General features: G+C 61.4%; 23 protein-coding genes. 16 read left to right on the plus strand and 7 right to left on the minus strand.

The annotated features are described in order from the left end of the window. The first annotated feature begins 87 nt into the window (after positions 1-87). On the plus strand, positions 88-315 hold the full coding sequence (locus IPK70_07270; protein MBK8226960.1) for a hypothetical protein: 228 nt from the start codon (positions 88-90) through the stop codon (positions 313-315). A 20-nt stretch (positions 316-335) separates the two neighbouring features. After that, the gene (locus tag IPK70_07275) at positions 336-1,145 is read left to right on the plus strand and encodes a hypothetical protein (protein ID MBK8226961.1); all 810 of its coding nucleotides are present in this window, start codon (positions 336-338) and stop codon (positions 1,143-1,145) included. A gap of 327 nt (positions 1,146-1,472) precedes the next feature. On the opposite strand, the gene IPK70_07280 is transcribed toward IPK70_07275, so the two are convergent. The 3 genes from IPK70_07280 to IPK70_07290 form a co-directional block, all read right to left on the minus strand. Beyond that, positions 1,473-1,850: a hypothetical protein gene (locus IPK70_07280; GenBank protein ID MBK8226962.1), complete on the minus strand. Its 378-nt coding sequence runs from the start codon at positions 1,848-1,850 to the stop codon at positions 1,473-1,475. Positions 1,851-1,882: 32 nt separating this feature from the next. Further along, on the minus strand, positions 1,883-2,767 hold the full coding sequence (locus IPK70_07285; GenBank protein MBK8226963.1) for a T9SS type A sorting domain-containing protein: 885 nt from the start codon (positions 2,765-2,767) through the stop codon (positions 1,883-1,885). 218 nt (positions 2,768-2,985) lie between these two features. Next, a complete protein-coding gene (locus tag IPK70_07290; GenBank protein ID MBK8226964.1) occupies positions 2,986-5,022 on the minus strand; it encodes a dehydrogenase E1 component subunit alpha/beta in 2,037 nt (678 codons plus the stop codon). Between the two features lie 134 nt (positions 5,023-5,156). On the opposite strand from IPK70_07290, the gene IPK70_07295 reads away from it, so the two are divergent. The 5 genes from IPK70_07295 to IPK70_07315 all read left to right on the plus strand — a co-directional run bounded on the left by IPK70_07295 (position 5,157) and on the right by IPK70_07315 (position 12,373). Then, positions 5,157-6,623: a DUF2029 domain-containing protein gene (locus tag IPK70_07295; GenBank protein MBK8226965.1), complete on the plus strand. Its 1,467-nt coding sequence runs from the start codon at positions 5,157-5,159 to the stop codon at positions 6,621-6,623. A 23-nt stretch (positions 6,624-6,646) separates the two neighbouring features. Continuing rightward, a complete protein-coding gene (locus IPK70_07300; GenBank protein ID MBK8226966.1) occupies positions 6,647-8,527 on the plus strand; it encodes a sulfatase-like hydrolase/transferase in 1,881 nt (626 codons plus the stop codon). Further along, positions 8,524-9,387 carry a hypothetical protein gene (locus IPK70_07305; protein MBK8226967.1) on the plus strand — a complete coding sequence of 288 codons (864 nt, stop codon included), beginning with the start codon at positions 8,524-8,526 and terminating at the stop codon, positions 9,385-9,387. Before IPK70_07300 ends, IPK70_07305 begins: the two co-directional genes overlap by 4 nt. A gap of 104 nt (positions 9,388-9,491) precedes the next feature. Next, on the plus strand, positions 9,492-11,459 hold the full coding sequence (locus IPK70_07310; protein MBK8226968.1) for a VCBS repeat-containing protein: 1,968 nt from the start codon (positions 9,492-9,494) through the stop codon (positions 11,457-11,459). 233 nt (positions 11,460-11,692) lie between these two features. Further along, positions 11,693-12,373: a hypothetical protein gene (locus IPK70_07315; GenBank protein ID MBK8226969.1), complete on the plus strand. Its 681-nt coding sequence runs from the start codon at positions 11,693-11,695 to the stop codon at positions 12,371-12,373. A gap of 4 nt (positions 12,374-12,377) precedes the next feature. Here IPK70_07315 and IPK70_07320 read toward each other — a convergent pair whose 3' ends face one another. Then, entirely contained in the window at positions 12,378-12,998 is a 621-nt protein-coding gene (locus IPK70_07320) for a carboxypeptidase-like regulatory domain-containing protein (GenBank protein MBK8226970.1), read from the minus strand. 100 nt (positions 12,999-13,098) lie between these two features. Between IPK70_07320 and IPK70_07325 the strand changes: the two genes are divergently transcribed. The 5 genes from IPK70_07325 (at position 13,099) to IPK70_07345 (ending at position 17,088) form a co-directional block, all read left to right on the plus strand. Further along, entirely contained in the window at positions 13,099-14,142 is a 1,044-nt protein-coding gene (locus IPK70_07325; protein MBK8226971.1) for a hypothetical protein, read from the plus strand. 108 nt (positions 14,143-14,250) lie between these two features. After that, positions 14,251-14,841, plus strand: a complete 591-nt coding sequence (locus IPK70_07330; GenBank protein MBK8226972.1) for a LemA family protein — start codon at positions 14,251-14,253, stop codon at positions 14,839-14,841. Between the two features lie 23 nt (positions 14,842-14,864). Continuing rightward, entirely contained in the window at positions 14,865-15,284 is a 420-nt protein-coding gene (locus IPK70_07335) for a TPM domain-containing protein (GenBank protein MBK8226973.1), read from the plus strand. 125 nt (positions 15,285-15,409) lie between these two features. Further along, positions 15,410-16,120, plus strand: a complete 711-nt coding sequence (locus IPK70_07340; protein MBK8226974.1) for a TPM domain-containing protein — start codon at positions 15,410-15,412, stop codon at positions 16,118-16,120. Between the two features lie 44 nt (positions 16,121-16,164). Continuing rightward, positions 16,165-17,088, plus strand: a complete 924-nt coding sequence (locus tag IPK70_07345) for a tetratricopeptide repeat protein (GenBank protein ID MBK8226975.1) — start codon at positions 16,165-16,167, stop codon at positions 17,086-17,088. On the opposite strand, the gene IPK70_07350 is transcribed toward IPK70_07345, so the two are convergent. Then, positions 17,085-19,460, minus strand: a complete 2,376-nt coding sequence (locus tag IPK70_07350) for a choice-of-anchor B family protein (protein MBK8226976.1) — start codon at positions 19,458-19,460, stop codon at positions 17,085-17,087. The two genes, IPK70_07345 and IPK70_07350, sit on opposite strands and share 4 nt — an antisense overlap. Before the next feature lie 136 nt (positions 19,461-19,596). Here IPK70_07350 and IPK70_07355 point away from each other — a divergent pair, with 136 nt between their 5' ends. From IPK70_07355 to IPK70_07370, 4 genes are all read left to right on the plus strand, one after another. Further along, positions 19,597-20,385 (plus strand): universal stress protein, encoded by a 789-nt coding sequence (locus IPK70_07355; protein ID MBK8226977.1) that lies wholly within the window; start codon positions 19,597-19,599, stop codon positions 20,383-20,385. A 69-nt stretch (positions 20,386-20,454) separates the two neighbouring features. Next, on the plus strand, positions 20,455-23,214 hold the full coding sequence (locus IPK70_07360; protein MBK8226978.1) for a T9SS type A sorting domain-containing protein: 2,760 nt from the start codon (positions 20,455-20,457) through the stop codon (positions 23,212-23,214). 88 nt (positions 23,215-23,302) lie between these two features. Further along, a complete protein-coding gene (locus IPK70_07365) occupies positions 23,303-24,076 on the plus strand; it encodes a DGQHR domain-containing protein (protein ID MBK8226979.1) in 774 nt (257 codons plus the stop codon). Continuing rightward, positions 24,066-24,266, plus strand: coding sequence for a hypothetical protein (locus tag IPK70_07370; GenBank protein ID MBK8226980.1), 201 nt, complete (start codon positions 24,066-24,068; stop codon positions 24,264-24,266). Before IPK70_07365 ends, IPK70_07370 begins: the two co-directional genes overlap by 11 nt. Before the next feature lie 66 nt (positions 24,267-24,332). Here the strand turns inward: IPK70_07370 and IPK70_07375 are convergent, their stop codons facing one another. Both IPK70_07375 and IPK70_07380 read right to left on the minus strand, forming a co-directional pair. Further along, positions 24,333-25,886 (minus strand): hypothetical protein, encoded by a 1,554-nt coding sequence (locus IPK70_07375; protein MBK8226981.1) that lies wholly within the window; start codon positions 25,884-25,886, stop codon positions 24,333-24,335. 61 nt (positions 25,887-25,947) lie between these two features. After that, a complete protein-coding gene (locus IPK70_07380; GenBank protein MBK8226982.1) occupies positions 25,948-26,481 on the minus strand; it encodes a TIGR00730 family Rossman fold protein in 534 nt (177 codons plus the stop codon). Between the last annotated feature and the right edge of the window lie 7 nt (positions 26,482-26,488).

Genomic DNA, 26,488 nt, shown 5'->3' on the forward strand with positions numbered 1-26,488 from the left:
GCCGGGCTGAGGGAAATGGGCGGTGGGCGTCTCGCCAGATTGCCGACGAGCAAGGAACAGGCTCATTGATGAACCTATCTTTGGCTCATGGCGGCCGCTAAAGAGAAAGTCATCACACGAAAGAAGCTCTCCTCCGAAGGAGAGGCGATGAACGTTGCCTTCAAGAAAGCGACAAAGAAGGCCGCACGTCAGGCGTTCGCTGTTCGCAAAACCATCATGATCGAGAAAGATGGTTGGTTGGTGATGGTGAACAAGGAGGGCCAGGTCGTGAAGCGCGTGAAGCGGTTGGAGCGACTCGTGGTCCCGGCTGCCTGAGCATGGCTCGGAACCTTCGGATGCGCGTATTCGCCGGACCAAATGGTTCAGGGAAGAGCACCATGTACCAGCAGGTTAAGGACACGGTGATCGCAGGTAGGCCCGTAGACCTGGGCATCTATATCAACCCCGACGATATCGCGAAGACTCTCCGAACGGCAGGTGAGATAGACTTGGCTCGGACCTTCAAGGTCAGAGGGAGCCGGATGGGTTGGAGTTCCTTCGCCGTTCGATCTGGCCTGCTGCAGGGGGAGTTCGACTTGAATGCCTTCAAGAGCGGGTGCCGATTCATCAGGCACACCATCGTGCTGAAGGATGCGGCATTGGCCGATCAGTACGCTCAACTGCTTACAGCATACCTGTGCGAATTGATGTTGAAGCACAGGAAGAAGTTCTCGTTTGAGACGGTGTTCAGCCACCCTTCGAAACTGACACTGATGAACACCGCTGCGAAGCTCGGTTTCAAGACCTACTTGTACTTCATCGCCACCAACTCGCCTGAGATCAATAAGGACCGTGTTCGCACACGTGTGCTTCAGGGCGGGCATGATGTCCCAGAGGACCGCATCGAGAAGCGCTATGCGCTTGCGTTGAAACAGATGCTGCCAGCGCTGAATACTTGCTATCACGGGTTCGTCTTCGATAATTCGGGCACTGAACCTGTTGTCTTTGCCGAGGTTAAACAACTAGCGGAGGCGAGGGTGTGGTCCTGGAACCTCAAGGCTATCCCCGATTGGTTCATCAAGCACTACCTTCTTGCTAGCGGCAATCCGCTCTTTGCTGACGTTGCTCGGATAGCTCTAGAGGAGCGGAAGAAGGCGCAGCAATAGAAGCCACGGATTGCAGATCCGCAGGAGCGGGTAGCCAGCAGGAGCACCAAAGTAGGAGTACGGCCTATGCTGGGGCAACGGCCTCTTCCGTCCCAAGGGGCAACACTCACGTCCATGAACAGCCCCGGAGGTTCCAATTGCAGAGTCCCTAGGAACGGAAGGCCATTCAAGATCTATTCATGGATAGTCCTCCACGCGCTTCGCGAAGGCACCGTGCTTCCGTTGTTCACCAAAGCCTGATCGCGGGCTTTGCCACTGCCGTTGCCGAGGTGTTTCCACGCGCCGAGAATGGCGCCTGGACGATCAGGGCGAATGGGGACTGGGCCCTCATTCAATCACGAGCAATAGGTCCGTGCGGTCCTGGCTCTGGCCCGTGCGCTGCCAATCCGCGTCCCGCACGCCGCTATAGACCAGTATGGAAGCACCGGTGCTATCAATTGAACTGATCATCAGCTCTCGCAGGAAATTGCTGGGCATGATATGCCCGCCCGACCCCTCGGTCACGATCATGATCAGTGCGTTCGCTTCCGATTGGATGCTGTCCGTGAGCAGGTCGACATCGCCATGGTGCCCGGTCGCATCGATGCGGAGCACATCGCTTGTGCGGTTCTCTACATGGTACGCGCCACGGGAAATGGGTTCCTTCGGCTTGTGGCAGGATGCCGCAAGGAGGATTCCGGCGGAAAGGACGAGCGGCCTGGTCATCACGCGAAGTTGGCGAACGGTGCCGGCACCCCTCAACGCGCCACGATCAAGCGTTGCGGCGCAGCGTCCCCGATGGAAACGGCGTAACAGCCTTCCGGCAGACCGCTCACATCCAACGCGGCATTGCCCGATGCTTGTAGCTGCAGAACGACCCTGCCGCTCACGTCTCGCACGTGTATCCGCTCCGATGGATGGGGACCAGGCTTGAAGAAGACCATGGCGCCCGCCGGGTTCGGTGAGAAGGACCGTTCCGGGATGGGACGGGGATGCTCGATGGCCAACGGGAGCCAGCAACTTCCCCCGGAGCTCGGATAGTAGCTCTCTGCGCCAAGGCCGAAGCACTCCAGCGCGTAGCCGCACTCGAGGAAGTTGGAGAGGGGCTCGAACAGGCCGTGAACGCTTCCGACGCCTTCGATCAAGTACACGGCCCAGCTGTTGCTGAGCTCGTAGCGCGCGCGCATCTCCGTGCCGATGAGAACGCTATCCACGGCCACCACCGTGATGTCCTCATTCCAGTTGGTGTAGCTCAGGGGCAGCGTCTGCCCCACGACGAGGTCGAACTCGTGGAGCAATTCATCGTTGTCGTTGGTCCAGATACGCAGTTGTCGCCCTTCCTGCCTGATCAAGCGCGTGTATGCCTCGGCGTATGGAACGTTCATGCCCTGGCAACCCTGCGGCGCCGGCGGCGCGGACTGCCAGTTGTAGGTGACCATGCCCTCGCGACGCACCTTGGTCCAGGTCACGTTGCCGATCACCGAATCGCCTGCGATCAAGTAGTTGTAGCTGTCCGTGGCGATGCAGGGCACCGGTACCGCACAGACCGATTGCACGCGCCACACGGGATCGTTGGCCAGGTAATCCTGGGCAGCAGTGGCTGAAGCGACCAGAGCGGAAAGCAGCAGTGTAGCGTGGCGCATGGGGTGGGGTTTACGAATAGGACAAAGGAAAGACGGGTTGCGCTGCCCGGATCGATCTGCCGGCAGGGTCGCACCGGCTATCGTGCGTGGAGCAGGGACTGGTGAAGACCGCTTAGAGTACGGTGGCCGAAGGACCCACCTCAGCAACGACAACAGGCAGGATGGGCGTGACAGCGTAGAAGGAACCCTTCGTGTGCGACCGTAGATGTCCTTGCTCTTCAGTACTGCGCCAACCTCTCCACCGCCTCCTTCAACCTCCCCTTCGGCAGGGAGCCTTGTTCCAAAGGGATGGCGAAAGGCACCGGCGTATCCCAACTCGCCACGCGCACGATGGGGGCATCCAGGTACTCGAAAGCCCGCTCCGCGATGATGGCAGCGAGCTCGCCACCGAAACCGGCGGTGAGGGTGTCCTCGTGCAGTAGCAGCACCTTGCCGGTCTTCTTCACGCTGGCGAGGATGGTGTCCACATCCAGCGGCACCAGTGTGCGCAGGTCTATGATCTCGGCATCTACACCGGTTTCCTTCTGCATCTCCGTGGCCCAATGCACGCCCATGCCGTAGGTGATGATGCTGAGCGCTGAGCCTTCGCGCACCACGCGCGCCTTGCCGAACGGGATGCTGTAGGGCTGCTCGGGCACGGCGCCGCTGATGCTGCGGTACATGGCCTTGTGCTCGAAGAACATCACCGGGTTCGGATCGTCGAAGGCGGTCATGAGCAAGCCCTTCGCATCGTAGGGGTTGCTCGGGTACACCACTTTCAGCCCGGGCGTCTTCACGAACCACATCTCGTTGCTCTGGCTGTGGAAGGGCCCCGCGCCTACGCCTGCGCCGGTGGGCATGCGCACCACCACGTCGGCGTTCTGCCCCCAGCGGTAGTGTATCTTGGCCAGGTTGTTGCAGATCTGTGTGATGCCCTCGCTGACGAAATCGGCGAACTGCATCTCCATCATGGCCTTCATGCCCTTGATGCTGAGACCGAGCGATGCACCGAGGATGGCGCTCTCGCACAGCGGCGTGTTGCGCACACGGTCCTTGCCGAACTTCTCCACGAAACCTTCGGTGATCTTGAACGCACCACCATACTCCGCGATGTCCTGGCCCATGAGCACGAGCTGCGGGTGCCGCTCCATGCTTTGCGCGAGGCCCTCGCTTATCGCATCGATCATCCGGATCTCGCGAGCCGCTAGCTGCGTGCCACCAGCTTCTAGCTCGTGGCTCGTGGCCAGCGGCTTGAGGCCCGCGTCAGCCGGAGCGTAAACGTCACCTACTTCAATGCTCTCGACCGGGGTGGGTTCCGGTTCCTCGAACGCGTGCTTCAGGTCCGCCTCGATGCCGTCCTTCAATCGGGTGCGGATCTCGTCCCGTTTTTGGATGCTGAGGATGCCTTGCTTCAGCAGCCACGCCTCGTAGTTCATCACGGGGTCCTTCTTGCCCCACACCTCGAAGAGTTCCTTGGGCACGTACTTCGTTCCGCTCGCTTCCTCGTGCCCGCGCATCCGGAAGGTCATGCACTCCACCAGGATCGGCCGCGGGTTCTCACGCACGCTGTCGGCCAGCCTCGCGAGGTTGTCGTACACCTCCAGGATGTTGTTGCCGGCGATCTGCACGCCCTCGATGCCGTAGCCGATGGCCTTGTCCACGAAGCTCTTCATCCGGAACTGCTCGCTGCTGGGCGTGCTCAGCCCATAGCCGTTGTTCTCGATGATGAAGAGCACGGGCAGGTCCCACACCGCCGCCACGTTCACGCTCTCGTGGAAGTCGCCTTCGCTGGTGGCGCCATCGCCGGTGAAGACGATCGTGCAGCGGTTCTCCTTCTTCAGCTTATGCGCCAGCGCGATGCCATCGGCGATGCCCATCTGCGGACCGAGGTGGCTGATCATGCCCACCACTTTGTGCTCCTGGCTGCCGAAGTGGAAGCTGCGCTCGCGGCCCTTGCTGTATCCGGTGGCCTTGCCCTGCCATTGCGCGAAGAGCTTCGCGAAGGGCATCCCGCGCGTGGTGAACACACCGAGGTTGCGGTGCATCGGCAGTATGTACTCGTCGTCGCGTAGTGCAAGCGTGGCGCCCACGCTGATCGCCTCCTGCCCGATGCCACTGAACCACTTGCTGATCTTGCCTTGGCGCAACAGGCTCAGCATCTTCTCCTCGATGATGCGCGGAAGGACGAGCTTCTCGTAGGTCTCGATCAGGAAGGCGTCGCTGTGGGAGCCGCGCTCGAAACGGAGCTGGCGGTCCTCGGTGGTGAGCTGTGACATGGTTGCGGTTGCGGGCCTGCCTGCTGCAGGCGGGCGCGAAGGTATTTTGGGGCTGCGGGTAGCGGTGGACGGCGTGTTGAAGGTTGCCAACACCAGCACGGTCAAGTGCGATCGCGCCCGGTACTTTCGGCGCCATGCAAGCCGTGGAGACCTGGGTGCGACGTATAGCCGTGGCGTTGCTGCTGCTCGGTACGCTTGCTCATTTGGTTCTCCGGGCTGGACTGCTGAACGATCCGCGCGTGGACCTGGGCGGTGCCGAGATCAATGTGGTGTACGGCGTGCAGAAGCTCGTTGATGGCCGTCCGCTCTATTCCGATCCGGAGCAGCCGCCGTTCGAGGCGATCCAGTTGGCGCCGCTCTATCACATGCTGGTGGCCGGCGCGGCACGGGGCAGCCGCATCGATCACCTCGATACGCAGGGCCTCTTCTACGTGAGTCGCGTGCTGGCCCTTGCGCTGAACGTGCTCACGGCCATGCTCGTCCTCATGCTCTGCCGAAAGGCCGGTGCCAGCGTTGGCCTGTCCATCGCGTTGGCGTGCATCGGTTTCGCCATGCTCACCGAGCATTTCTACGGCCGCTCCGATGCGCTGTCCACGCCCCTGATGCTCGCTGCCTGCCTCGTGATGGCACAGGTCGATGGTCGCTCGTTGTCGTGGCGGCGATCGTCCGCTGTCGCTGTGCTAGCAGCTCTGGCCACGCTGACCAAGCAGACGGCGATCATCCTTCCGCTTTTCATCGCCGTGCATTTCATGGTGCAGCGCGATTGGCGTTCCCTTGCGCGATTCGCGATCGTTGGCGCTGGAACCGCAGTGCTTGCCATGGGGCTCCTGCTGTGGATGGCCTCGCCGGATGTCCTTTGGAAGAATCTGGTGGTGGCGGTGCGCAACGGCATCGAACCATCGATGTACAGGGAGCTGTTCGACCGCGGGGTGTACAAGTACCATGCGGGCTGGCATGCGATCGCCCTGCTTGCCCCGATGCTGTTGGTTCGCCGTGGACGGCCGATTGCCTCAATGTTCGGCCTGGCAGCGGGTCTGGTCTTTGTCGCTGGCGCGCTTGGCGGATTGAAGAGCGGCAGCAGCTTGAATTACATCGTCGATGGGCAGCTTCTTGCGCTCGTTGCCGCGGTGATTCTGATCAGGCAGGCGCCTGTGCATTGGCAGCCGTGGGCGCACTTGGCATTACTGGGTTACGGGCTGCTGTTCATGCAGCACCGTTTCTGCTTGCTCGATACGCGCGCGGGCGACGATGAGCAACGGGCCATCCATGCAACGGCGCGCGATTCTGACCGGCGAACCGCAGCCTTCCTCCGCGATTCGCTTCAGCTGGGTGCCGGAGATCTTGTCATGATCACGTATCGCGGCCACTTGGAGCTGCTGCTCAACGGCCAGGGCCTGCTGCCCCAGAAGGACATTATCCAATGGAGCATCGCGCCGCCCTTCGACCTGCATCGCCTGAAGGAGATGCTCGATCAGGGGCAAGTGCGCGCGGTGGTAACCGATGCTCCTGCGGATACGCTCCGGCTGCTTTCGTGGCGCCATGCGCTCGTGCCGACGGCTAAAGTGGACGGCCGCTGGGTCTTTGCCATCAAGCCCAACTGATGCCCGTGCGCATCTTTGGCACCGTGCCTTCCCTGCGCGGCCCGCTCGCTGTCCTGCTCATGCGCTTCGGTGCGCTCGTGGCGATCTACTCGCTCTTGCGGGTGGCCTTCGTGCTCCTCAATCGCGGCAGCTTCCCCGATGTTCCCTTCTCCGCCTACCTGGGCGGCGTGCGCTTCGATCTAAGTGCGCTCGCCTGGCTCAACCTGCCATGGCTGGTGCTGTGCCTGATCAGCCCCGTGGAGCGCGGCTGGTTCGCGATCGCCAAGCGCATCGCGTTCCACGCGGCGAATGCGGCGGGCTTCTTCTTCGCCTGCGCCGACATCGAGTATTTCAAGTTCACGCTCAAGCGGAGCACGGCTGACCTCTTCGGCATCATGGCCGGTGGCGGCGATGTGGCGAGCCTGGCCACGGTGTTCGCTTGGGATTACTGGCATATCGTGCTGCTCTTCGCGGTTTGCATTGCGCTGGCCGAAGCCGGTTACCGATCGGGCAAGCGAGCCATCCATGAAGGGAAGCTGCGCTGGTTCCGGCAAATGGGGTGGCGCTTAGCCGTGATCGGGCTGCTCGTGATCACCACGCGCGGTGGGCTGCAGCTGATCCCCATCGGACCGATGAATGCTGCCGATCATGCCCAGCCCCGCTTCGCCCCCGTAGTTCTGAACACGCCATTCACCCTGCTCACCAGCTTCGGCAAGCCGGTGATAGTGGAGCGCCGCTACATGGAGGACGAGGAGGCCGACGCGCTCTGGCCGGTGGTGCATGAGCCAACTGCCGGGAGCCCAGGAGCGCAATTGCTCGATTCGACCTTGGTGCAGAAGCCGAACGTGGTGGTGATCATCCTGGAGAGCTTTTCGGCTGCCTATAGCGCCAGGTTGAGCGGGGGAACTGATTGCATGCCCTTCCTCGACTCGCTCATGGGCCAAGGGCTGGCCTTCTCACGCGGATACGCTAACGGGCGCCGCAGCATCGATGGCATCCCGGCCATCACCGCATCGCTGCCCGAATGGATGGATGAAGCATTCATCACCTCACCCTATGTGCAATCACCGTTCACCGCACTGGGCAGCGTGCTCGCCGATGCCGGGTACGCCACCAGCTTCTACCACGGCGGCCGCAATGGCACCATGGGCTTCGATACCTATGCCCATGCAGCCGGGTACCAGCGCTATGTGGGCATGGATGAATACCCGGAAGCGAAGGACTACGACGGCCATTGGGGAATTTGGGACCGGCCGTTCCTGCAGTTCTGCGCGAAGGAGCTTGGGCGAGAGCAGCAGCCCTTCCACAGCGTGGTGTTCACCCTGAGCTCGCATCATCCGTACGCGTTGCCGGAAGGGGAGGAGGCCCGCTTTCCGCGGGGCGATCACCGGATCGAGGCCACCTTGCGCTATACGGATGATGCCCTGCGCGGCTTCTTCGACACCGCCCGCCGTGAACCGTGGTTCAGGAACACGCTGTTCGTAATCACTGCGGATCATACGGCCGACCTGGACCGCACCGGCCAACAGCACTCCGAAGCCATTGATTACTGGGTGCCGCTCCTGTTCTATTGGCCCGCTGCCATCGCGCCGCGCATGGAGGAGCGCATCGCCCAGCACATCGATATCCTGCCTACCGTGCTTGACCTCACTGGGCAATCTGAACCGCACGTTAGTTTCGGCGCGAGCCTGGCTCATGGCGGCGGGCGCGGCCTGGTGATCTTCCGGTCCATGGGATTCTGGTACGGGATCACCGCCGAAGGCGTGTTCTGCTTCAATGGCGAGCACCTGGTGCCAACTGCTGTGAAGCACCCCCTGCCCTTGGACCCTGACGCTCCGGAACTGCGTCGCATGAAGGCCGCCATCCAGCAGTTCACGGGGCGCATGGCGCGCAATCAGCTCACCATGAAGCGCGAGGGGTCATGAAGGCGGCGATCATCTATAACCCGCGCTCCGGGAAGAAGGCGGCGCACCGCATCGTGGGCATAGCGGAACGGCTTGGGCCCGAACTGGGCGCTGACCTTGAACTGCTCCAGGTCGAAGGGCCGGGGCATGGCACCCAATTGGCGCGGCGAGCCGCGGCCGCTGGCGCTCAACGGGTGATCAGTGTCGGCGGCGATGGCACCAACAACGCCGTGGCCCGTGGACTGGTGGGCGCTCCGGTTCCATTGGGCATCGTGGCCATGGGCAGCGGCAACGGATACGCGCGCAGCATCGGCCTTCCCTTGGATCCCGAACGGGCGCTGCGCCATGCGCTCACCGCTGAAGCAAGGCCCATGGATGCTTGCTACCTCAACGACGAGCTTTTCCTCGGCAACGCCGGCATCGGCTTCGACGCCCGCGTGGCGCATCGATTCGATAGGAGCAAGAGCCGTGGCATGCTCGGTTATGCCCGAATCGTGGCGATGGAGATCCTGAGCGCGAAGCCCATGCGCGTGGTGCTCAAGGCCAACCGCGAGACCACTGAGCACCGCGTGCTGATGCTCGTGTTCTGCAACACGCGTGAATTCGGCAATGGCGCGGACATCAGTCCGGGGAGCAGGCCCGATGATGGCATCGCGGAGCTGCGCGTGGTGCGCAAGCCTTCCTTCTTCCCGTTGCTCAAAGCGCTCTTCGATGTGTACACCCACCGCGCCGACAGCAATCCGAACCTCCTCGGAATCGCCTCAACCGAAGCCCAGGTCTGGCAGGAGGGCACATGGGCCCATTTGGACGGCGAGCCCATGGAATTGGGGCATGAACTGCGATTCCGGCTTGCGCCGAAGTGCCTATGGGTCGTGGGCTAGCGGCCGCTGAGCAACCCTTGGCTTTCATATCCTGTCAATAACCAGTTGACCTCCGCCGATCCGGGTGCCGAATGCACCCTTTCCTTTACCACCAAACCTGCCCCATGAACGCGATACGACCCTTCGTCCTTCCACTCGTGCTCGCTCCGGCATTGGCATTCGGCCAGAGCAACTGCGGCAACGCTCCGGCCATTGGCCTGGGCACGCATGTATCTCCTGCGCTTGACGGAACCCCCGCCGCAACGCAGTGCATCGGCGGGACATCCGGCACCGCTGCGCGCTGGTATCAGTTCACGGCACCCGCGTCCATGTCGGTAACGGTGAGCAGTTACGTGGAAGGCATCCCGACCGTGGATACTCGGCTGAACGTGTTCGCCGGATCCTGCGGGTCGCTCACTTGCATTGGCGGGGATGACGATACCGGCCCCGGCTACACCTCGATCTACTCCTTCAATGCGATCGCAGGCACCACCTATCTCTTCGTTTGGGACAGCTTCTGGACCGCGAATGGATTCACCTTCACCGTGCTCGAGACCGTGATCCCGCCTCCCCCGGGGAACATGGTGCTGTTCACCAGCACCACCATCCCCGGCGCCAGCGGCATCCAAGGCGCTGTTGATATGAACGACGACGGCAAGGACGACGCAGTGATGCCTGGCTCCGCTAGCTTCAATGTGGCCTACCAAGGCAATGGCGCAGCATACAACGTGGTGAACTACCCCACCACCAACGCCGATAACACGGCTTCATGGAGCTTCGCCGTGGGCGATTGGGACAGCAATGGCCATCGCGACCTGCTCTATGGCGGCGGCAGCGGCGCCACCTTCATGAGCGCGAATGCCGATGGTTCGCAGTACACGGAATGGAGCCCGCCCAACTACATCTTCTGCCAGCGCACCAATTTCGTTGACCTCGACAACGACGGGAACCTCGATGCGTTCACCTGCCATGATGTGGATGCGAACGTCGGCTTCATGAACAACGGGGCCGGGCTGCTCACCTTCACGCAGGGCGGCTACGGGACCACCTGCGGCAATTACGGCAGCATCTTCACCGACATCAACAACGACGGCAGCATGGACCTCTTCGTGGCCAAATGCGGTTGCGACCCGCTGGACCTGCTCATGCTGAACAACGGTACCGGCGCATACACCAATGTGGCTCCGGGGCTGGGCCTCGCCGATGGCCACCAGAGCTGGAGCAGCGCCTGGGGCGACTTCGATAATGACGGCGACATGGATGTGCTCATCGGCGCGAGCAGCGGAGTGGTGCACAAGCTCATGCGCAACAACGGCGACGGCATCTTCGTGGCGGCCACCGCCGGGAGCGGCATGGACTCCTTCACCGGCCAGAGCATCGAGTGGACCGCGCACGACTTCAACAACGACGGCTGGATCGACATCATGGGAGGCGGCGCCATCCACTACAACAACGGCGACTGGACCTTCGGGCACGACGTGGCCGCTCCGGCCAACCATTGCATCGGCGATTTCAACAGCGACGGTTTCCTCGATGTTGGCCGCACCAGCGGGTACTATCGCAACGAAGGCAATGGGAACAACTGGATCGTGGTCAAGCCGCAAGGCACCATCAGCAACCGCGACGCCATCGGTGCTCGCGTCACCATCACCAGCGCGCTGGGCACGCAGATCCGCGACATCAAGAGCGGCGACGGCTTCCGGTACATGAGCTTCATCGGTGCGCACTTCGGGCTCGGCGAAGACACGCAGGTGGATCAAGTGAGCATCCGCTGGCCCAACGGCGATATCGAGATCATCAAGAACCCGGCGATCAACACCACGCATACCGTGGTGCAAGGCACCTTCACCGAGGTCGCTGAGGCCGCTGCGGAATCATTCGGTCTCTACCCGAACCCGGCTCACGACCGCATCACGCTCACCGGCACGGCAGCCAATGCCCAAGTGGAGGTGATGGACGCCGCTGGCAAGCTGGTGCTCTCCGGCCGTCTGCTCAATGGCTCGATCTCGATCGGCGCTCTGCAAGCCGGCGCCTACGTGGCACGGGTCACCGAAGCAGGCATTGCACGGGCCGCCCGCTTCATGGTGAAGTGACCTTTGCAGGCAATTGGCCAGGGCATCTGCCTTCGGTCAGTTAGGTCATGGAATAGGGAGGCGAGCAACGCCTCCCTATTCTGTTCATAACCTGCGTTCACCCGCTCATCCTTCCGGGAAGCCGCGGCCAGACAGGGCTTCGGGTACGGCATGTGCGCCGATCAACACGCCATCGTTGGTGATCCGTTCAACCCCGTTCGTCGCGGCGTTTGGCCCCATCGGACCTTGGCGGCATGACAGCGGCGGTGTTCGAGGCGCGCTACAACAGGATCCTGCGTTCGCGCGAGCAGGGCTACGAGGAACTCTCCGATTTCCTCGGCAGACGATCCGATTTAGGGCCGCTCGTGAGGCTTGGACTCTTGCGGCGACGTGAAGTGAACAATGAGTTCCAGCGTTATCACGGTTACGTGCCTACGCTTGCCGGCGAGGAGTTCCTCCTCTACATCGCGGAGAAGGAGCTGATCCTGGTGAAACCCGGCATGTCGGCGGCCTTGTTCGCCGCAATGAAGAAGGATCCCGCACCGAAAGCCGTATTCAAGCCCACCTATGCGGAACCGACCAAGGCGCAGTTCGATTCATGGCGTGCCCAGCGGGATCAGGCTGGCCGCGATGTGTGGCGCACCCAGCGCACTGAGCAATTGCACGAAGCGCTGTATCAAGGGTTCATGGACTTCAAGGCTTTCACCGTGCGCACCGGCGTCGGCGAAGGCGTGCTGCTGAGGCTCGAACTGGCTAAGCCGCGCAGCGAGCGGCCGCATGAGAATGCACTTGCATTCGAGCTCACGAAAGAAGGACAGCGCTTTTTGCACGTGCGCAACCCTTGGGAACTGCTCCTCGTGAGGCCCGGCATGGAATTGCCGCTCTTCGAGCGCTGTGATCCGGAGCGCGCGGCCTATTGGTGCGAGCTGCCTTAGCGCCTCACTGCTTCTTCAGCTTCCCGCTCTTCCAGGCTTGGATGAACTGCGCCCAAGCGATCGGGTTGAAGAGGTTGATCGCTGGTGTGCCGCCGCTGTAGTACAACCGCGTCTGGTCCATGGCCATCTGGTACTGGTAGCTCGATGCGCCGTCGGGCGGGAGATTCTCCAGGCGCTGCATCATTTCAGCCGGAGATAGGTTCCGCATGGTCAATTGGTAGTCGTCAGCGGGTAGCCTCAGGTTCAGGAATGCATCGGCGAACTGCTCTTTTGATGGCCATGGCACCACCACCTGCTCTTTGAGCCAAATGGTATCGCGTCCCATCACATGGATCATGGAATAGCGGTTCTCCGGCAGGTCCCTGGGGATCACGTAGTTCGATCGCGTGAAACCCAGCGCGCTGAAGAGCACGGTATCGCCTTCTTGCGCGACAAAGCTGAAGTAGCCGTACACATCGCTCATGGTGCCGCGATAGGTGTCCTTCACCATGATGTTCGTGAAGGGCACCGGGAGAAGGCTATCGGTGACCACCACGCCGCTGAACTGGACCAGCCGTGGCTTTTCGGGTTGGGCGAAGGCCGGTATCGCAGAAGCTGCGAGCAGGAGCACGAGTAGGAATCGCATGGACGCCAAAGGTAGAACCGTGGGAGGGCATTGGGCTGAGCCAGGTCAATGCCGCATTCCGGTAGTTTAGCCGGCCTGAAACAGAACCATGCGCTCAGCCATGCTCATTGCCGGCCTTCTTCCGATCGGCGCTTCCGCTCAGATCACCATTGGCATGGCCGACATGCCCAGTGCTGGCGACACGGTGCGCTACGTCACATCATCCGCCGACGGATTCGATCCGGCTGAGACCGAGGCGGGTTTCATATGGGACTTCAGCGCGCTCCCTATCGGTCCTGAAGGCGCCGATACCTGCGTTACCGTAGGGAGCACGCCCTTCGCCTACCAGTTCTTCTTCAACAATCCCATCCTTTATCCGGAGCACCGTGCCGATTATGCGGTGCGCGGCCAGGACTTCGATTTCCAAGTGCTCACGGTGAGTGATGTTCGTGACTACTTCAAGCGCGACGCAGCGGGTTTCCGCAACGTGGGCTTCGGCGCCAACGTGAATGGCGTGCCCACCAGCACACGGCGCATCCCGGTGGATTGGATCCACCGTTTCCCCATGGAGTTCGGGGACATGGACACCAGTTTCAGTGAATTCACGGTCATGGTGCCGACGCTCTTCAGCTTCACCCAACGGCAATGGCGCTACAACGAGGTCGACGGCTGGGGAACCCTTTACCTGCCTGCTGACACCTTCGAGGTGCTGCGCGTAAAGAGCACCTTGGAGCGCACGGATAGCGCATATGTGGAGCAGTTCGGCCAAGGATTCACCTTCCCGGAGCCGGAGACCATCGAGTATAAATGGATCGCGCAGGGCATGGACCTGCCTGTTCTGCAGATCACCGTCGTTGCAGGCCAAGCCGCGACGGCGCGTTTCCATTATTCCCCGGTGGATATCACGACCGGAATGGGGCAGGCGAGGGCGATCGGACTCGAAGCATACCCGAACCCTGCAGAAGGCACCGTATGGCTGCGGATTCCCGAAGGCGAATGGCGGCTGCTGGAAGTGCGTGATGCGTCCGGCCGATCAGTTCGTGCCGTGAGCGTAGGTGGAGGCGCCTTGTTGGACTTGGATCTGAGCGGCCTGTCGGCTGGCACCTATTCCTTGGGGTTAATCGGCGCTTCCGGCCGGGTTTCGACGCGGCTGTGCGTGCAATAAGCGGATTCCCGGCTGTCAGCTTTGCAGTCCGTTGGTCATTGGCATGCCATGTGATCCGCGCCGCGCAGGCGAGTGCGGGTATTTTCGCGCCGTCATCACCAACCAACCATGAGGAAATACCTGGGATTGATCATCGGACTCGGCATCATCGGCGCTGTGGCGCTGTGGCTGATGTCCTACTACAACGGAACGATCACTGCTTCTGAAGCGGTGGAGAAGACATGGGGCGACGTCCTCGTTCGCTATCAGGAAAGGGCGGATAAGACCAAGAACCTGCTAGAGATCGTGAAGGGCGCTGCCGACTTCGAGCAGGAGACCCTGCGCGAGGTGATCGAGGCCCGCAGCAAGGCCTCGTCCATCAACCTCACAGCGGATCAGCTCACGCCGGAGAACCTCAAGGCCTTCGAAGAAGCGCAAGCCCAATTCACTGGTGCGCTCTCCAGGCTCATGGTCACCGTTGAGCGCTACCCGGACCTGAAGGCCGTGGCTGCCTTCCGCGACTTCCAAGCGCAATATGAAGGGATGGAGAACCGCATCAGCGTGGAACGGCGCAAATTCAATGACGCAGTACGGCTGTACAACCTGCGCGTGAAGCGCTTCCCGGGCAATATGCTTGCGGGCTTCTTCGGGTTCGCTGAGAAGGGCTATTTCCAAGCCGCGGAAGGCACCGAGAACGCCCCCGACATCTCCTTCAAGTGAGCGCGCGCACCGCCGAGGAGTTCCTGCCCGAAGCGGACCGCAAGCGCGTTGCGGAGGCCATTCGCATGGCTGAGCAGCGCACCAGCGGCGAGATCCGCGTGCATATCGAGGACCACATCGAAGAGGATGTGCTCGAGCATGCAGCCTTCATCTTCAATGAGCTCGGCATGCAGCGAACCAAGGACCGCAACGGCGTTCTCATATACGTGAGCGTCGCAGACCGCAAGGCTGCCGTGATCGGCGATAGCGGCATCAACGACCGTGTGCCGCCGAGATTCTGGCACGACGTGCTGAGCGTGATGCAGATCCACTTTGCCGCAGGCCGCCATGCCGATGGGCTGTGCGAGGCCGCCAGCATGGTGGGAGAGAAGCTCCGCGACCATCACCCTTACCAGCGGAACGACGCCGACGAACTGAGCAACGAAGTGAGCATTGGGCGATGAGGGCATTTCTGGCAACGGTTCTGGTGCTGGCATCCCTTGTTGCGGAGGCCTCGCGTTTTCCCTGTGATGCAGAGGTCCCTAGGAAGCGCCAACAGGACAAGTTGCTCTGGAGCTATGCTCCGCTGTTGGATGCCGAGGAGGAGCAGCGCATCAACGACCGGCTCGTGGCGTTCGCCCGTGAGACCAGCAATCAGGTCCTCGTGCTGATCGTGGATACCCTCTGCGGCGAAGAGCCTGCGGACTTCGCATTCGGCATCGGCGAGCGCTGGGGCATCGGGCAGAAGGGCTTCGACAATGGGATTGTCATCCTGATCAAGCCCACGGGCAGCGCAGGCAGCCGCAAGGTCTTCATCGCTACCGGTTACGGACTCGAAGGCGCAATCCCAGACGCGACCTGCCGGAGGATCGTCGATAACGAGGTGATCCCCCGATTCAAGCAAGGTGAATTCGCGCAAGGAATCGATGCTGCCTTGAACGTGATCTTCCCGCTGGCCAAAGGTGATCGACCACGCCAGCTATGGCCGCAAGCATGTGCCATGGGGCGCCGTGCTCGTGGTGATCGGGATCTTGGTGATCATGGCGGTCTCCTGGCGCAGCGGCGTGAAGCGCTATGCCCGCACCAACAGGGTCGATTTCTGGACGGCGATGTGGCTGTTGAGCCAGATGAATCGCGGTCGTGGAGGGCATCGCTCGGGCGGGTTCACCGGCGGTGGCTTCAGGGGCGGTGGCGGTTTCGGCGGCTTCGGTGGGGGAAGCTTCGGCGGCGGTGGGGCCGGCGGCAGTTGGTGATCCATCGGAGGCGGGCGGCTCCCTCCTGTACATTAGCCGCCGGATGATGCACAACGGCAGCTCAATCGCGCGTCCTGTTCTTCTGGCTTCCATGCTCGCCATTTCGGTGGCCTTTTCGCACCTTGCCGGCGCCCAGAGCGTGCAGCTGCTGCTGATCCGCGGCGATTCGCTCTTGGACGCCGATAAGCCCCAGCGCGCGCTCGACATCTTCGATCAGGCCGTGAAGCGCGAGGCTACGCCTGCCACCTTGCTTGCCCGTTCCCGGGCCTATTACAAGCTCGATCGCATGGAGCGCTTCGTGCAGGACATCGACCGCGTGCTCCGCATGGACAGCACCAATGGTGAAGCGCACTTCCAGCGCGGCATCTATTCGTTGCAGGCCAATGATAGCGACCGGGCCGAGTTCCATGGCGCCCGGGCCATTGAGCATGCGCGAAACGACCGCAGCAAGGCCAAGGCGCTCAATGTGCGCGGAGAGGCGCGTGCAGAACGGAAGCATTATGCGGAAGCCGCTGCCGACCTTGCTCAAGCCTGGGCCCTCGGCTTGGAGGATGTTCCGGCCATGCGGACGTTGGCCAGGCTCTACGATGGCGAGGGCCAGTACGCCGAGGCTCTTCGCGTGCTGGAGCGGCTCTGTGAGCTCGATCCAAGCGATATGGGCAATTGGACCAACCGCGCGAACGAGCTGAACATGCTCGGTCGGTACGAGGAAGCCATCAGCATGGCCGATCGAGCGCTCAGCTCAGATAAGGACGAGCCCGTTGCCATGAGCCACAAGGCGTACGCGCTGACCAAGCTGGAACGGGATGCGGATGCCTGGCCAGTGCTCGACCGGAGCCTGCGCAACTATCCGAGCAACCCATTCGCACTGCGCACGCGGGCCATTCTTCGCTTGCGCAAAGGCGAGCGCGCAAAGGCTTGCGACGATCTCACACTGGCAAAGGCACTCGCCGAGATTCCCGAGGTTGACCGCATGCTGATCGAGCACTGCGATGGCGAGAAGCCCAAGCGCTAGCGCGTGATGATCAGCTTTATGCGCGCACTGCCGTTGTGCTGCCCAGTGATGTTCAGGGTATAAGCTCCGGGCGCGAGGTCCCAGTCGGCGTCGAGCACCCCTGAAGACGGCCAGTTCCCCAGCACGACTACGCGCCCCGCGTGATCGATCACATCATAGGTGCCGGCCCCGATGCCCATGGCCTGCACGCGCACCATGCCATCTGATGGATTCGGGAACAGGAGCACGCGCGCCGTGGCGTCTTCAATGCCCGTGTCATCCACATAGTACAGCTCGAATACATCAAAGCCGGCTTCCACCACGTGCCCGGGACTGGAATCGGCCGTGGATGCGATCAGTCTCATGGTGGCCGTGGGCTCCAGGAAGTCACTGATCCGGTAGTCGCGGGAAAGCCAGGTCCCGTTGCTAGCGCCGTTGGCGGTTATGGTCTCCAGGGTCATCGTGGTGCTGCCATTATCCAGGCTGATCAAGAGCTGATCATTGGGGTTGCCGCTGCCGCCGCCATTCACGAACCAACGCTCGTAGCGCACGTGGGCCGCGCCGTCGCCCGTGGCATCGAATAGGGGAGAGGTGACCACTGCGCTTCCGCCATCCACGTCATTGTCCCCTGCACCGCCGCCGCTCAGGCCGGTAACAAAAGCCGATTCGCCGCAATCGGCAGCTGCGTCCGAGGATGGATTACTGGGGTCGTTGCCCAAGCTGGTGCCTTCGGGAACCCCGCGCTCCCATTGGCCTGAAGTGGCATCGCCGCTTACCGTCCAGCCCAGGTCGAGGGCGAAATCATCGGCATAGCCCGCAGGCAGCTGCACTTGGAAGCTGTTGCTCGAAGGGCTCATCGGCGCGGGCGCGATACAGGAGGTATGCCAGCCCCAGCGCCCAGCCGTGATCGAATAGCTTTCTGCGAACACGCCTTGCAGGGTGCAATTGCCGCTGGCATCAGTGGTGCCGGTGTAGCTGTATGATTGACTCTCGATCACCACTGTTGCACCTTCCACCGGAACCCCAGTGCCCTGGGTGACCACGCTGCAGGTCACATCGAATGGGACCATCGGCTCCAACTCAATCGGCAATACGGTCACCTGGCCGTTCACGAGCTGCACACCATTGATGGTGGCTGGGTAGTATCCCGGAGCTGAAGCGATGACCGTATAGCTTCCTGCCGTGGCGAAGCCCGTGGCATACTGGCCGCTTACGTCAGTGTTGTCCGTTGCGGAAGTGCCGGAGATCTGCACCGTGGCATTGCCCACCGGGGCCGAAGTCACTGCATTCGTCACAGGGCCTTCGAGCCAGCATGCTTGCACGTAGGTGGGCGCGAGCACGAAAAGCCCACGTTGCATGTCGGAGATGATCAGGTTGCCTGATGGGAAATAGGGATACACGCCCCAGGCTCCGCTGAACCCATCACCGGAAAGCGGAGTGGTGTCATAATGGCCCACCTCCACCATGTTGTGCGGATCGCTCACATCGTAGATGGTAACGCCGAAGGTGTAGTAGGAGGTGACGGCATATCCATTCAGCCAGTAGGTGTTGTGGGGGATGGCACCGGAGCCATTGTCGCTGCGCAAGCGGTCCACTTCGGTAATGTCCGTGGGGTCGCTCACATCATAGGCGCCCACATAGGCATTGGTTCGCTCGTCGGTGGTGAAGAGGTAATCGCCGCTTGAATCGAGCCAGGTGTTGTGCGTGAAATCACTGGGTGTGTTCTTGGTGCCGAGCAGCACAGGAGCCGAGGGGTCCGAGACATCGACGATGGAGAAGAACCCGTCGTAAATGTGGCCGGCATAGAGCGTATCGCCGCGGGCGAAGCTGTCGTGGCAATACCATGTGTCGAATTCGCCCACCTCCACCGGGTTCATCGGGTCCTGCGTGAGGTCGTACATGATAACGCCGCCATTTCCGCGGTTGGCGCCATGAATGAACAGACGCCCGTTCTCGTCGATGAAAAGCGAGTGCGAGGTGGTCCAGCCCGGTGCGTCCCACACGATGGCGGGCAGGTTGGTGCTCTGTGGCAGCGGGCTCAGGTCAACAATGGTTAGTTCACCGTCGGCGGCCTCCGTGGTCACATAGGCGTAGTCGCCCCAGACTTTGATCTCGCGCCAGATGCTCGCGGGCCCCGGGAAGAAGAAGATCTCCTGCGGGTCCGTAGGGTCGGCGAGGCTTACCACGCTAAGGCCACCGGGGTTCTGGTCATCCGTTCCGCAAACGCCCATCAGCGCGTATTCGTTGCCGAACTCGTCCGTATAGCCCCAGAGGTTGCTGAGGTTGCTGTTGCGGAGCACCTGGTAATCGAGTTGCCCCACGAAATCGATGTTCAGCTGGGCCGTGGAAGCGAACGCGGGAATCAAGGCGGCGGAAAGGAGGATGGCTCTCATGGGGGTACTGATCGTGCCAATGTAGGGGCTGCTGCCATGCATTCAGGGCCGGGCTTGAGATAGGATCCTTGCGTTACGATGAAGGCGTGCGGTCAGCCGACGAGCGCAGCGGGTATCTTGGCCCGCCCTAGAAGCCATGCCCGACATACTCTGCACCACCGATCTCACCCCAGCAGCAGACACCGCCTTGCTGCATGCCCTGGCCCTCGGCGACCGCTTGGGCGCTCGCGTAAGCCTGCTCCATGTGCTGGGCAAGAACGATCGGGACAACGATGCGAAGGATCGTGTGGAGGCGGCCATCCGGACCCGTGCCGAACAAGCCGGAGGTGGACAAGTGCGCATCCTCTTGCCGGATGGCGATTTCATGGAAGAGATCGCCGCCGAGAGCGGGCGCGGGCACTTGCTGGTGGTGATGGGAACCCACGGCCCAAGGGGCTTGAGGCAGTCCATCTTCGGAGCCGATATCCTGAAACTCGTGCGACGCTCGGCCGTGCCTTGCTACGTGGTGCAAGCTGAAAGCCCAGTGGACAAGGAACTCAGCAGGATCGTGATGCCTGTGGCAGGCCACCAGGACATCGAGCGCCTCATCGATACCGTTTGCATTCAGGCCAAAGCGTGGGCGGCGGAAGTGGATGTGTTCCAGCTCGTCCGGCCTGGTGAACAGCCCAGCGATATCCTCCTGAAGAACAAGCTGCGGATGCTGGAGCGCTTGGAGCAAGAAGGCATCCGTCATCGTGAGGTGAACGAGCCTTCCACCTCGTTCAGCGTGGGTTTCGCCAAGGCCACCATCGAATACGCACAGCGCGCGGGTGCGGGTGCCATCGCGATCATGGCGAAAGCCAGTGATGAGTTCCGCTACATTGCCGATGCAGAAAAGGAACGGATCCTGGCCAACGAGGCGCGCATCCCGGTGATTTGCGCCTGAGTTGCATGGGCGTTGGGGCCCTTTCAGTTACTTTCGTTGTCCGTTTCCACCGCCCGTCTGACAATTCCCATGCGAATAGGCCTCCTTTTTCCGGCGTACTTGATCGGTTTGCGCTTGGCTTGCCAATTCGCAGCTCCCATCACGGCTGTCCCCAATGGCGGTTTCGATGCCTTCGAGGCCATCGATGCGGATCACGATGGCGATCCGGACTTGGTGCGCATGGAGTTCGGCGTGGGTCTCGTGAGCTATCCCAATTCTGATGGCCAAGGAAGCTTCGGCACCAGTGAACTTCTCGTTCCGATGACCGAGGGGTCCGTGATCTGGGCCATTGCCGACGTCACTGGAGATGGAGCGCCTGACATCGTGCATGCGTTCTTAGATAGCCTATTCCTTTCCGTGAATGATGGCGGCGGTTCATTCGGAGAATCGGTGCTGGTCTGGGATTTCTCAGGTGAACCCATTGACCTGCTCCAGATCGCCTTGGCCGAACTCACCGGCGATGGCTTGCTGGATATGGTGCTCGTGACTGCTCCGGGCATCGAGGAGAAGCAGCTTCGGTTTGCCCCGAACACCGGGATCGGATTCGGCCCTTTCGAGCCCATCGGACCTGTGATCACCGGCGCCCTGCCCGAATTCGTGCTGCACGGCGACCTTGATCTTGCGGGCGGCATTGACTTGCTGGTGCAGGACGGCAGCAATTCCGTGCTGGTGCTGCGCAATGTCGAGGGCGATGGCTCGGTTTGGTCTGTGGACACCCTGGCCCTGCCCAATGCGCCGGATTGGTTCATGAAACCCAAGCTCATGGATGTTGATGGCGATGGTGATCTGGACATCGTGGAGACAGCCATGAGTTCGGTCCATTGGCGGGAGAATCCGCTGGATGAGGGAGGACAATGGGGGGAGTGGCCATTGGTGCAGTTGGAATCGTGGCTCAGTGGAGGTCCATCCGCCTTTGGGAACCTGGGCTGCGGTGCCGGATTAGGCTACGTCTGCGTGCCCTCCAATCCCGCTGAACTGCCGCGCTATGCGCATTGGGTGGAGCCGGTGGATGGGTTTAGCTTCAAGCGGGAACTGCCTGATCTGCCGCGTGGAGAGCAACTCCTCATGGCCGATTTCAATGTCGATGGCCGCGATGATTTGCTCATGCGCATCGAACAGGATTGGCTGCTGTTGCTCAATGTGACCGAGGCCCCGTCAGAACCCGCCATCCTGCCGCAACTTCCAACATTGTGCAGGATTGGGGCTGAATTGTCGCTTCCTGATGGACAACCTGCTCAAGGTCAATGGAATGGAGTTGGTGTATTCGAGAATCAATTCTTGCGCACCCTATTGCCAGGTGCCGGCACTTTCAACCTGCGTTACACTGCATACGAAGCGGCTGGCTGCGCTGTTGGCGGTGTGGAGTCCATCGCGGTGGTCGATCAACCATTGATCAGCCCCTTCATCGGTGGGTCTTATTGCCGGAATGAGGCACCGATCCAACTAAGCGCAACGCCTTCTGAAGTCACGTGGTATGGCATCGAGCAGGATGGCGTCTTCGACCCGGCGACTTTTCAAGGGAGTTTCATCGTGGCCGAATTCGTGGATGTGACCGGCGAGGCCTGTGCGGCGGAGTCCTTTCCCATTCTTATGCAGTCCCCCTTGCCGGTCAGCATCAATCCAGTTGGTCCGTTCTGCGTGAACAGCGGGCCCCAGTTGATTACCGGAAGCACGGTTGCTTTCGATTTTGAGTGGTCGGGCGATATCGTGTCGTGGAATACCTCTGGCGCCGTTTTCTCGCCAGCCCAAGGGCCTGGTACCTATACCGTCATACTCACGGCCAATCCTTCAGGCCCCACGCAATGCCCTGGTTACGATACGATCCAGGTCGTTGTGAATGACCAGTTCCCCGACATCGAAATCAGTGAGATCCCTGTGCTTTGCGCCGTAAGCGGTCCGGTTGACCTGGACCTTTATGCAACGCCCCAAGGAGGTATTTGGGCCGGACCTGGGGTGAGCAACGGCGGCTTTGATCCCGCAACCGTTCCCGCCGGAGCCTATTTAGTCACCTACACCGCCAACCTCGAAGGATGCTTGGCCTCACAGGTCGCATCCATCAAGGTTCTCGACGAGGCGGAGGTGACGCCATCAGCAAGCCTCGAACTCTGTCCGGGCGATGATCCGCTCCAGTTCACCGGTTTCCCGGAAGGCGGCTCTTGGAATGCCCCGATCGATGCGAATGGCCAATTCGACCCCTCTACGGCTCAAGCAGGTGCATATGCCGTGGTTTACACATGGGTCGGTCTTGATGGCTGCGTGCTCAATGCCCCCGAACAGACCATTTCGGTGCTCACCACCACAACGGTCGAGATTGAACCCGTCGGGGTGCTTTGCGATGATCTTGAAGCCGTGCCGATCTCTGGTTTTCCGGGCGGCATTTGGAGCGGAGCCGCAGTGGGTGAAGGCGAGGTCGTGATGGTGAACCCCGTTGCGCTCGGGCCAGGCCAATGGCCGCTCACGCTCACAGCAAGCGAGCCGGGGCAATGCCCAGGCAGCAGCACGGTTGACCTTGTGGTGGAAGTCTGCACCGGTGGACCAGAGCTGGAGGTTGCGCTTGCTGAGGCTTTGCCGAATCCCTTCAACGAGGAAATCGTGCTCCGAATAGGGTCAATCGGCCTGCTGCACCTTGAGCTTTTTGACGCTGCCGGCCGTCTGGTTGGGAGTTACGGCCAACAACAGGCTGGTGGGCGCTTGGTGCTTGACCATTCCGGGGCCATGCCAGGAGCATATTTCCTCAGGCTTACGCCCGAAGCCGGTGCACCGGAGGTTTTGCGGTTGGTGAAGCTTTGATCTGCAGTTTTCCAGCACTTAAGGGCGTTCCGATTTGGCCGGATCGCCAAGGCCCTTACTTTCGGAACCGCCTATTAACCAACGCGCCATGATTGCTACCCAGATCCGCCAGAAGGACGCCAGCTTCTACTTCGTTTCCTATCCGGCAGAGGATATCCTTCGCCGCGTCCGCTTCATCAGCCGCTTCTACGCTGAAGGAGAGAAGAGCATCGCTCCTGAGGAAGCCAAGAAAGGGGATGACATCGCTGGATTCATCCAGAAGATCGAACGCAGCGATGCCGCCTTCCAGCGCACCATGTCGCATGGCAAGATCAAGGCGATCCGGAACTTCTATGAAACAGCCGTGGCTCAGCCGCCGATTCCCGGAACCGTGCTGCTCTTCAGCAGCGACATCCTCGATTTCTCGCCCATCGGCAACACCAAGAACGTGGGCGACCTGAAGGAGCCCAAGGACAAGTACCTGATCATCGATGGGCAACACCGCTTGGCCGCGCTCGAGTTCTACATGCGCTCGCATCCCCAGGAGGCCAAGACCATCCACGTGCCGTGCATCATCTTCGACGGCGAGAGCGAGGATTTCGCCGCCGAGATGTTCGTGATCATCAACAGCACGCCCACGCGCATCAACAAGAGCCACCTGATCGACCTGTATGAGCGCGTGAGCTGGAGAGGTGCATCGCTGGGTGGCGCGCGGATTCGAGAAAGGGGAGAAGGTGAACGATGCCAATGTGATGAAGCGCTACCGGATCCTGCAGGAGTTCTTCAAGGCCGCCAAGGCTGCCTTCGGAGACACTTGGGGCGATCCCCGCTACCATGTCACCAAACCGGTCACCATCAAGGCGCTTATCCGCGTGTGCGCTGACCTGAATGCCCGTGACCGCGGCGACGAAGACACCCGCTTGCAGCGCTGGACACAGCGCCTGACCAATGCTTGGAGCAATGAGAAGCGGGAGTTCCGCGACGATGGCTTCTACGAGCGCTTCGCAGCGAAAGGGCAGGTGGAGCGCGTAGGCAAAGTGCACAAGTACCTCAGCGGGAAGTTGGGCCTGTAAGCCCGCATGACCTCGAATGAAAGGGGCCGGCTCTCGAGAGCCGGCCCCTTCTGTTAGTGCGGTGACCTAACGTGCAATGACCAAGGCATGGTGCATGACCTGGCCGGCGCACTGCAGACGAAGGGTGTAGCGCCCCCCCGCAAGGCCAGCGACCGATAGGTTCGCATGCGAATCCGGCTGGATGATCTGAAAGCTCCGTGCCTCACGGCCAAGGGCATCGAGCAACACCACTTGGGCTGCGGCATTCCCAGAATGCTTGACCGTGATCAGATCGCCCGTGCTGGGGTTGGGATGCACTGCGGTGGAGAAGCTCATCTGGGAATCAGCGCCGAGCGTCCAATCCACATTATAACGGGCCACGGCCACATCGTTATCGCCGCCCGTGCTGAAGCCTGCCGTGAAGCCCGCAAGGAGCAGTTTGCCATCAGGTTGGATGGCCAACGCGTTAGCATCATCGAAATCGGCCTGTATGGAGGTGACCGTCGCCCCATTGGTGCCGAAGGACATCACTGCATCTCCTGCGCTGGTGAAGCGTGCAACGATGAAATCGCGCGGTGTGCCGAACCCCGGTTCACCCGTGGTGCCGCAGACGATGAAATCACCGTTCACGTATTGCTTGATGTCCAAGCCGTTATCAATAGGATTGACATCCAGGGTGTGAATCCCATCGGTGCTGAATGCCGGATTGAAGAATCCATCGGATCGGATGGAGGCTACCACCAGGTCAGTTCCGGAAGGACTATCGGCCCAACCGGTCAAGCACATGGTGGTGCCGGAAGCGGTGATGCCCCATGCAGCGTGATTGCCGGTCCCGATCGCGGGCAGCAACTGGCCTGAGGTGCCGAAGCCATTCTCTGGGAAGCCGAACCCGTCCACCATGAACAGGAAAGTCTTCATCACGAAGCTCTCATCGGCATATCCCGCGCCCACCGTGTTGCCGTTCTCCATGACCGTAAGGCATGTGATCAGGTCCTCGCCTTCGTGGCTGGTGTTCACGGCAACGCCATTGTCGCCGAAAGTGGCGTCGGGCGTGCCGTCAGGCATCACCCGCATGATGAAGGCGTCGCGGTCGAAGCCAGCGTCGATCAAGCTGCCGCCCAGCATGATGCGGTCGCCGGGGATGATGGCGAGCCCGCGGGCTTCGGCCTCGCTGTCGCTCAACGCGAAGGTGATCACGCCGTTGTCGCCGAAGCTGGCGTCGGGCATGCCGCTGGCATCGGTCTTCACCAAGGGCACCACTGCTTGGGCGAAGGTGGGGTAAGCGATTCCGGTGACATAGATGTTGCCTTGGCTGTCGCGGCCCATGGCATAACCGTAGGCCTCCTCTCCGATGGTGAAGAAGGTGTAGCCTGCGTTGGTGCCAAAGCCGGCGTCCAGCGATCCATCCTCGAGCAAGTGCGCGATGAGGATTGAATTGCGGCCATCCACCCGTGCCACGCCGCAGATCAATGATGTATTGTCGTCGAGCGCGATCACGTCATGGGTCACATCGTGGAAATCGCCCGGCTGCAGGATGCTGATGCCAGCGTTCCCATAGGTGGGGTCGAGGGTGCCCGATTGGGAATAGGCACTGCCCAAGGTCAAGGCGGCAAGGAGGAACGAAGCGTAACGTGGGTTCATGGTCGCGCGGATTTGGAAGCGGATGGCGAAGATGCGCACCGCTGGGCATATTCCGTCCCTATCACTGGGTCGCTAGGAGCGAATCGAGCAAGGGCCCAACCTCCGCTTCAGCGATGATCCGCGTGGGGCCATGGAGGAAGCCATCGGCCTTCATGCGCGCTGCTTGGGCGAGCAAGTGGTCATAGAAGCCGTTCGCGTTGAGCACGCCCATGGGTTTGCCGTGGATGCCAAGCTGTCGCCACGTGAGCAGCTCGAAGAATTCGTCCATGGTGCCGAAACCGCCTGGCAGGGCCACCACCGCCTGGCTGAGCTCGTGCATCCGCATCTTCCTTTCGTGCATGTCGCGCACGATGATCAGGTCCGAAAGGCCCGTATGCGCCAATTCCTTCTCCACCATGAAACCTGGGATCACACCGATCACCTCGCCCCCAGCGCTGAGCGCCGCATCGGCCACGGCGCCCATAAGGCCCACGTGCCCGCCGCCGTACACCACGCCCAAGCCGCGCCGGGCAATAGCGCGTCCCATCTCCTTGGCAGCTTCGATGATGAAGGGGTCACGGCCTGTGCTGGCCCCGCAGAAGACGGCGACGCGCATGGCTTCG

The sequence above is a fragment of the Flavobacteriales bacterium genome (assembly GCA_016712535.1).
In the GTDB taxonomy this organism is placed as follows: Bacteria; Bacteroidota; Bacteroidia; order Flavobacteriales_F; family PHOS-HE28; genus PHOS-HE28.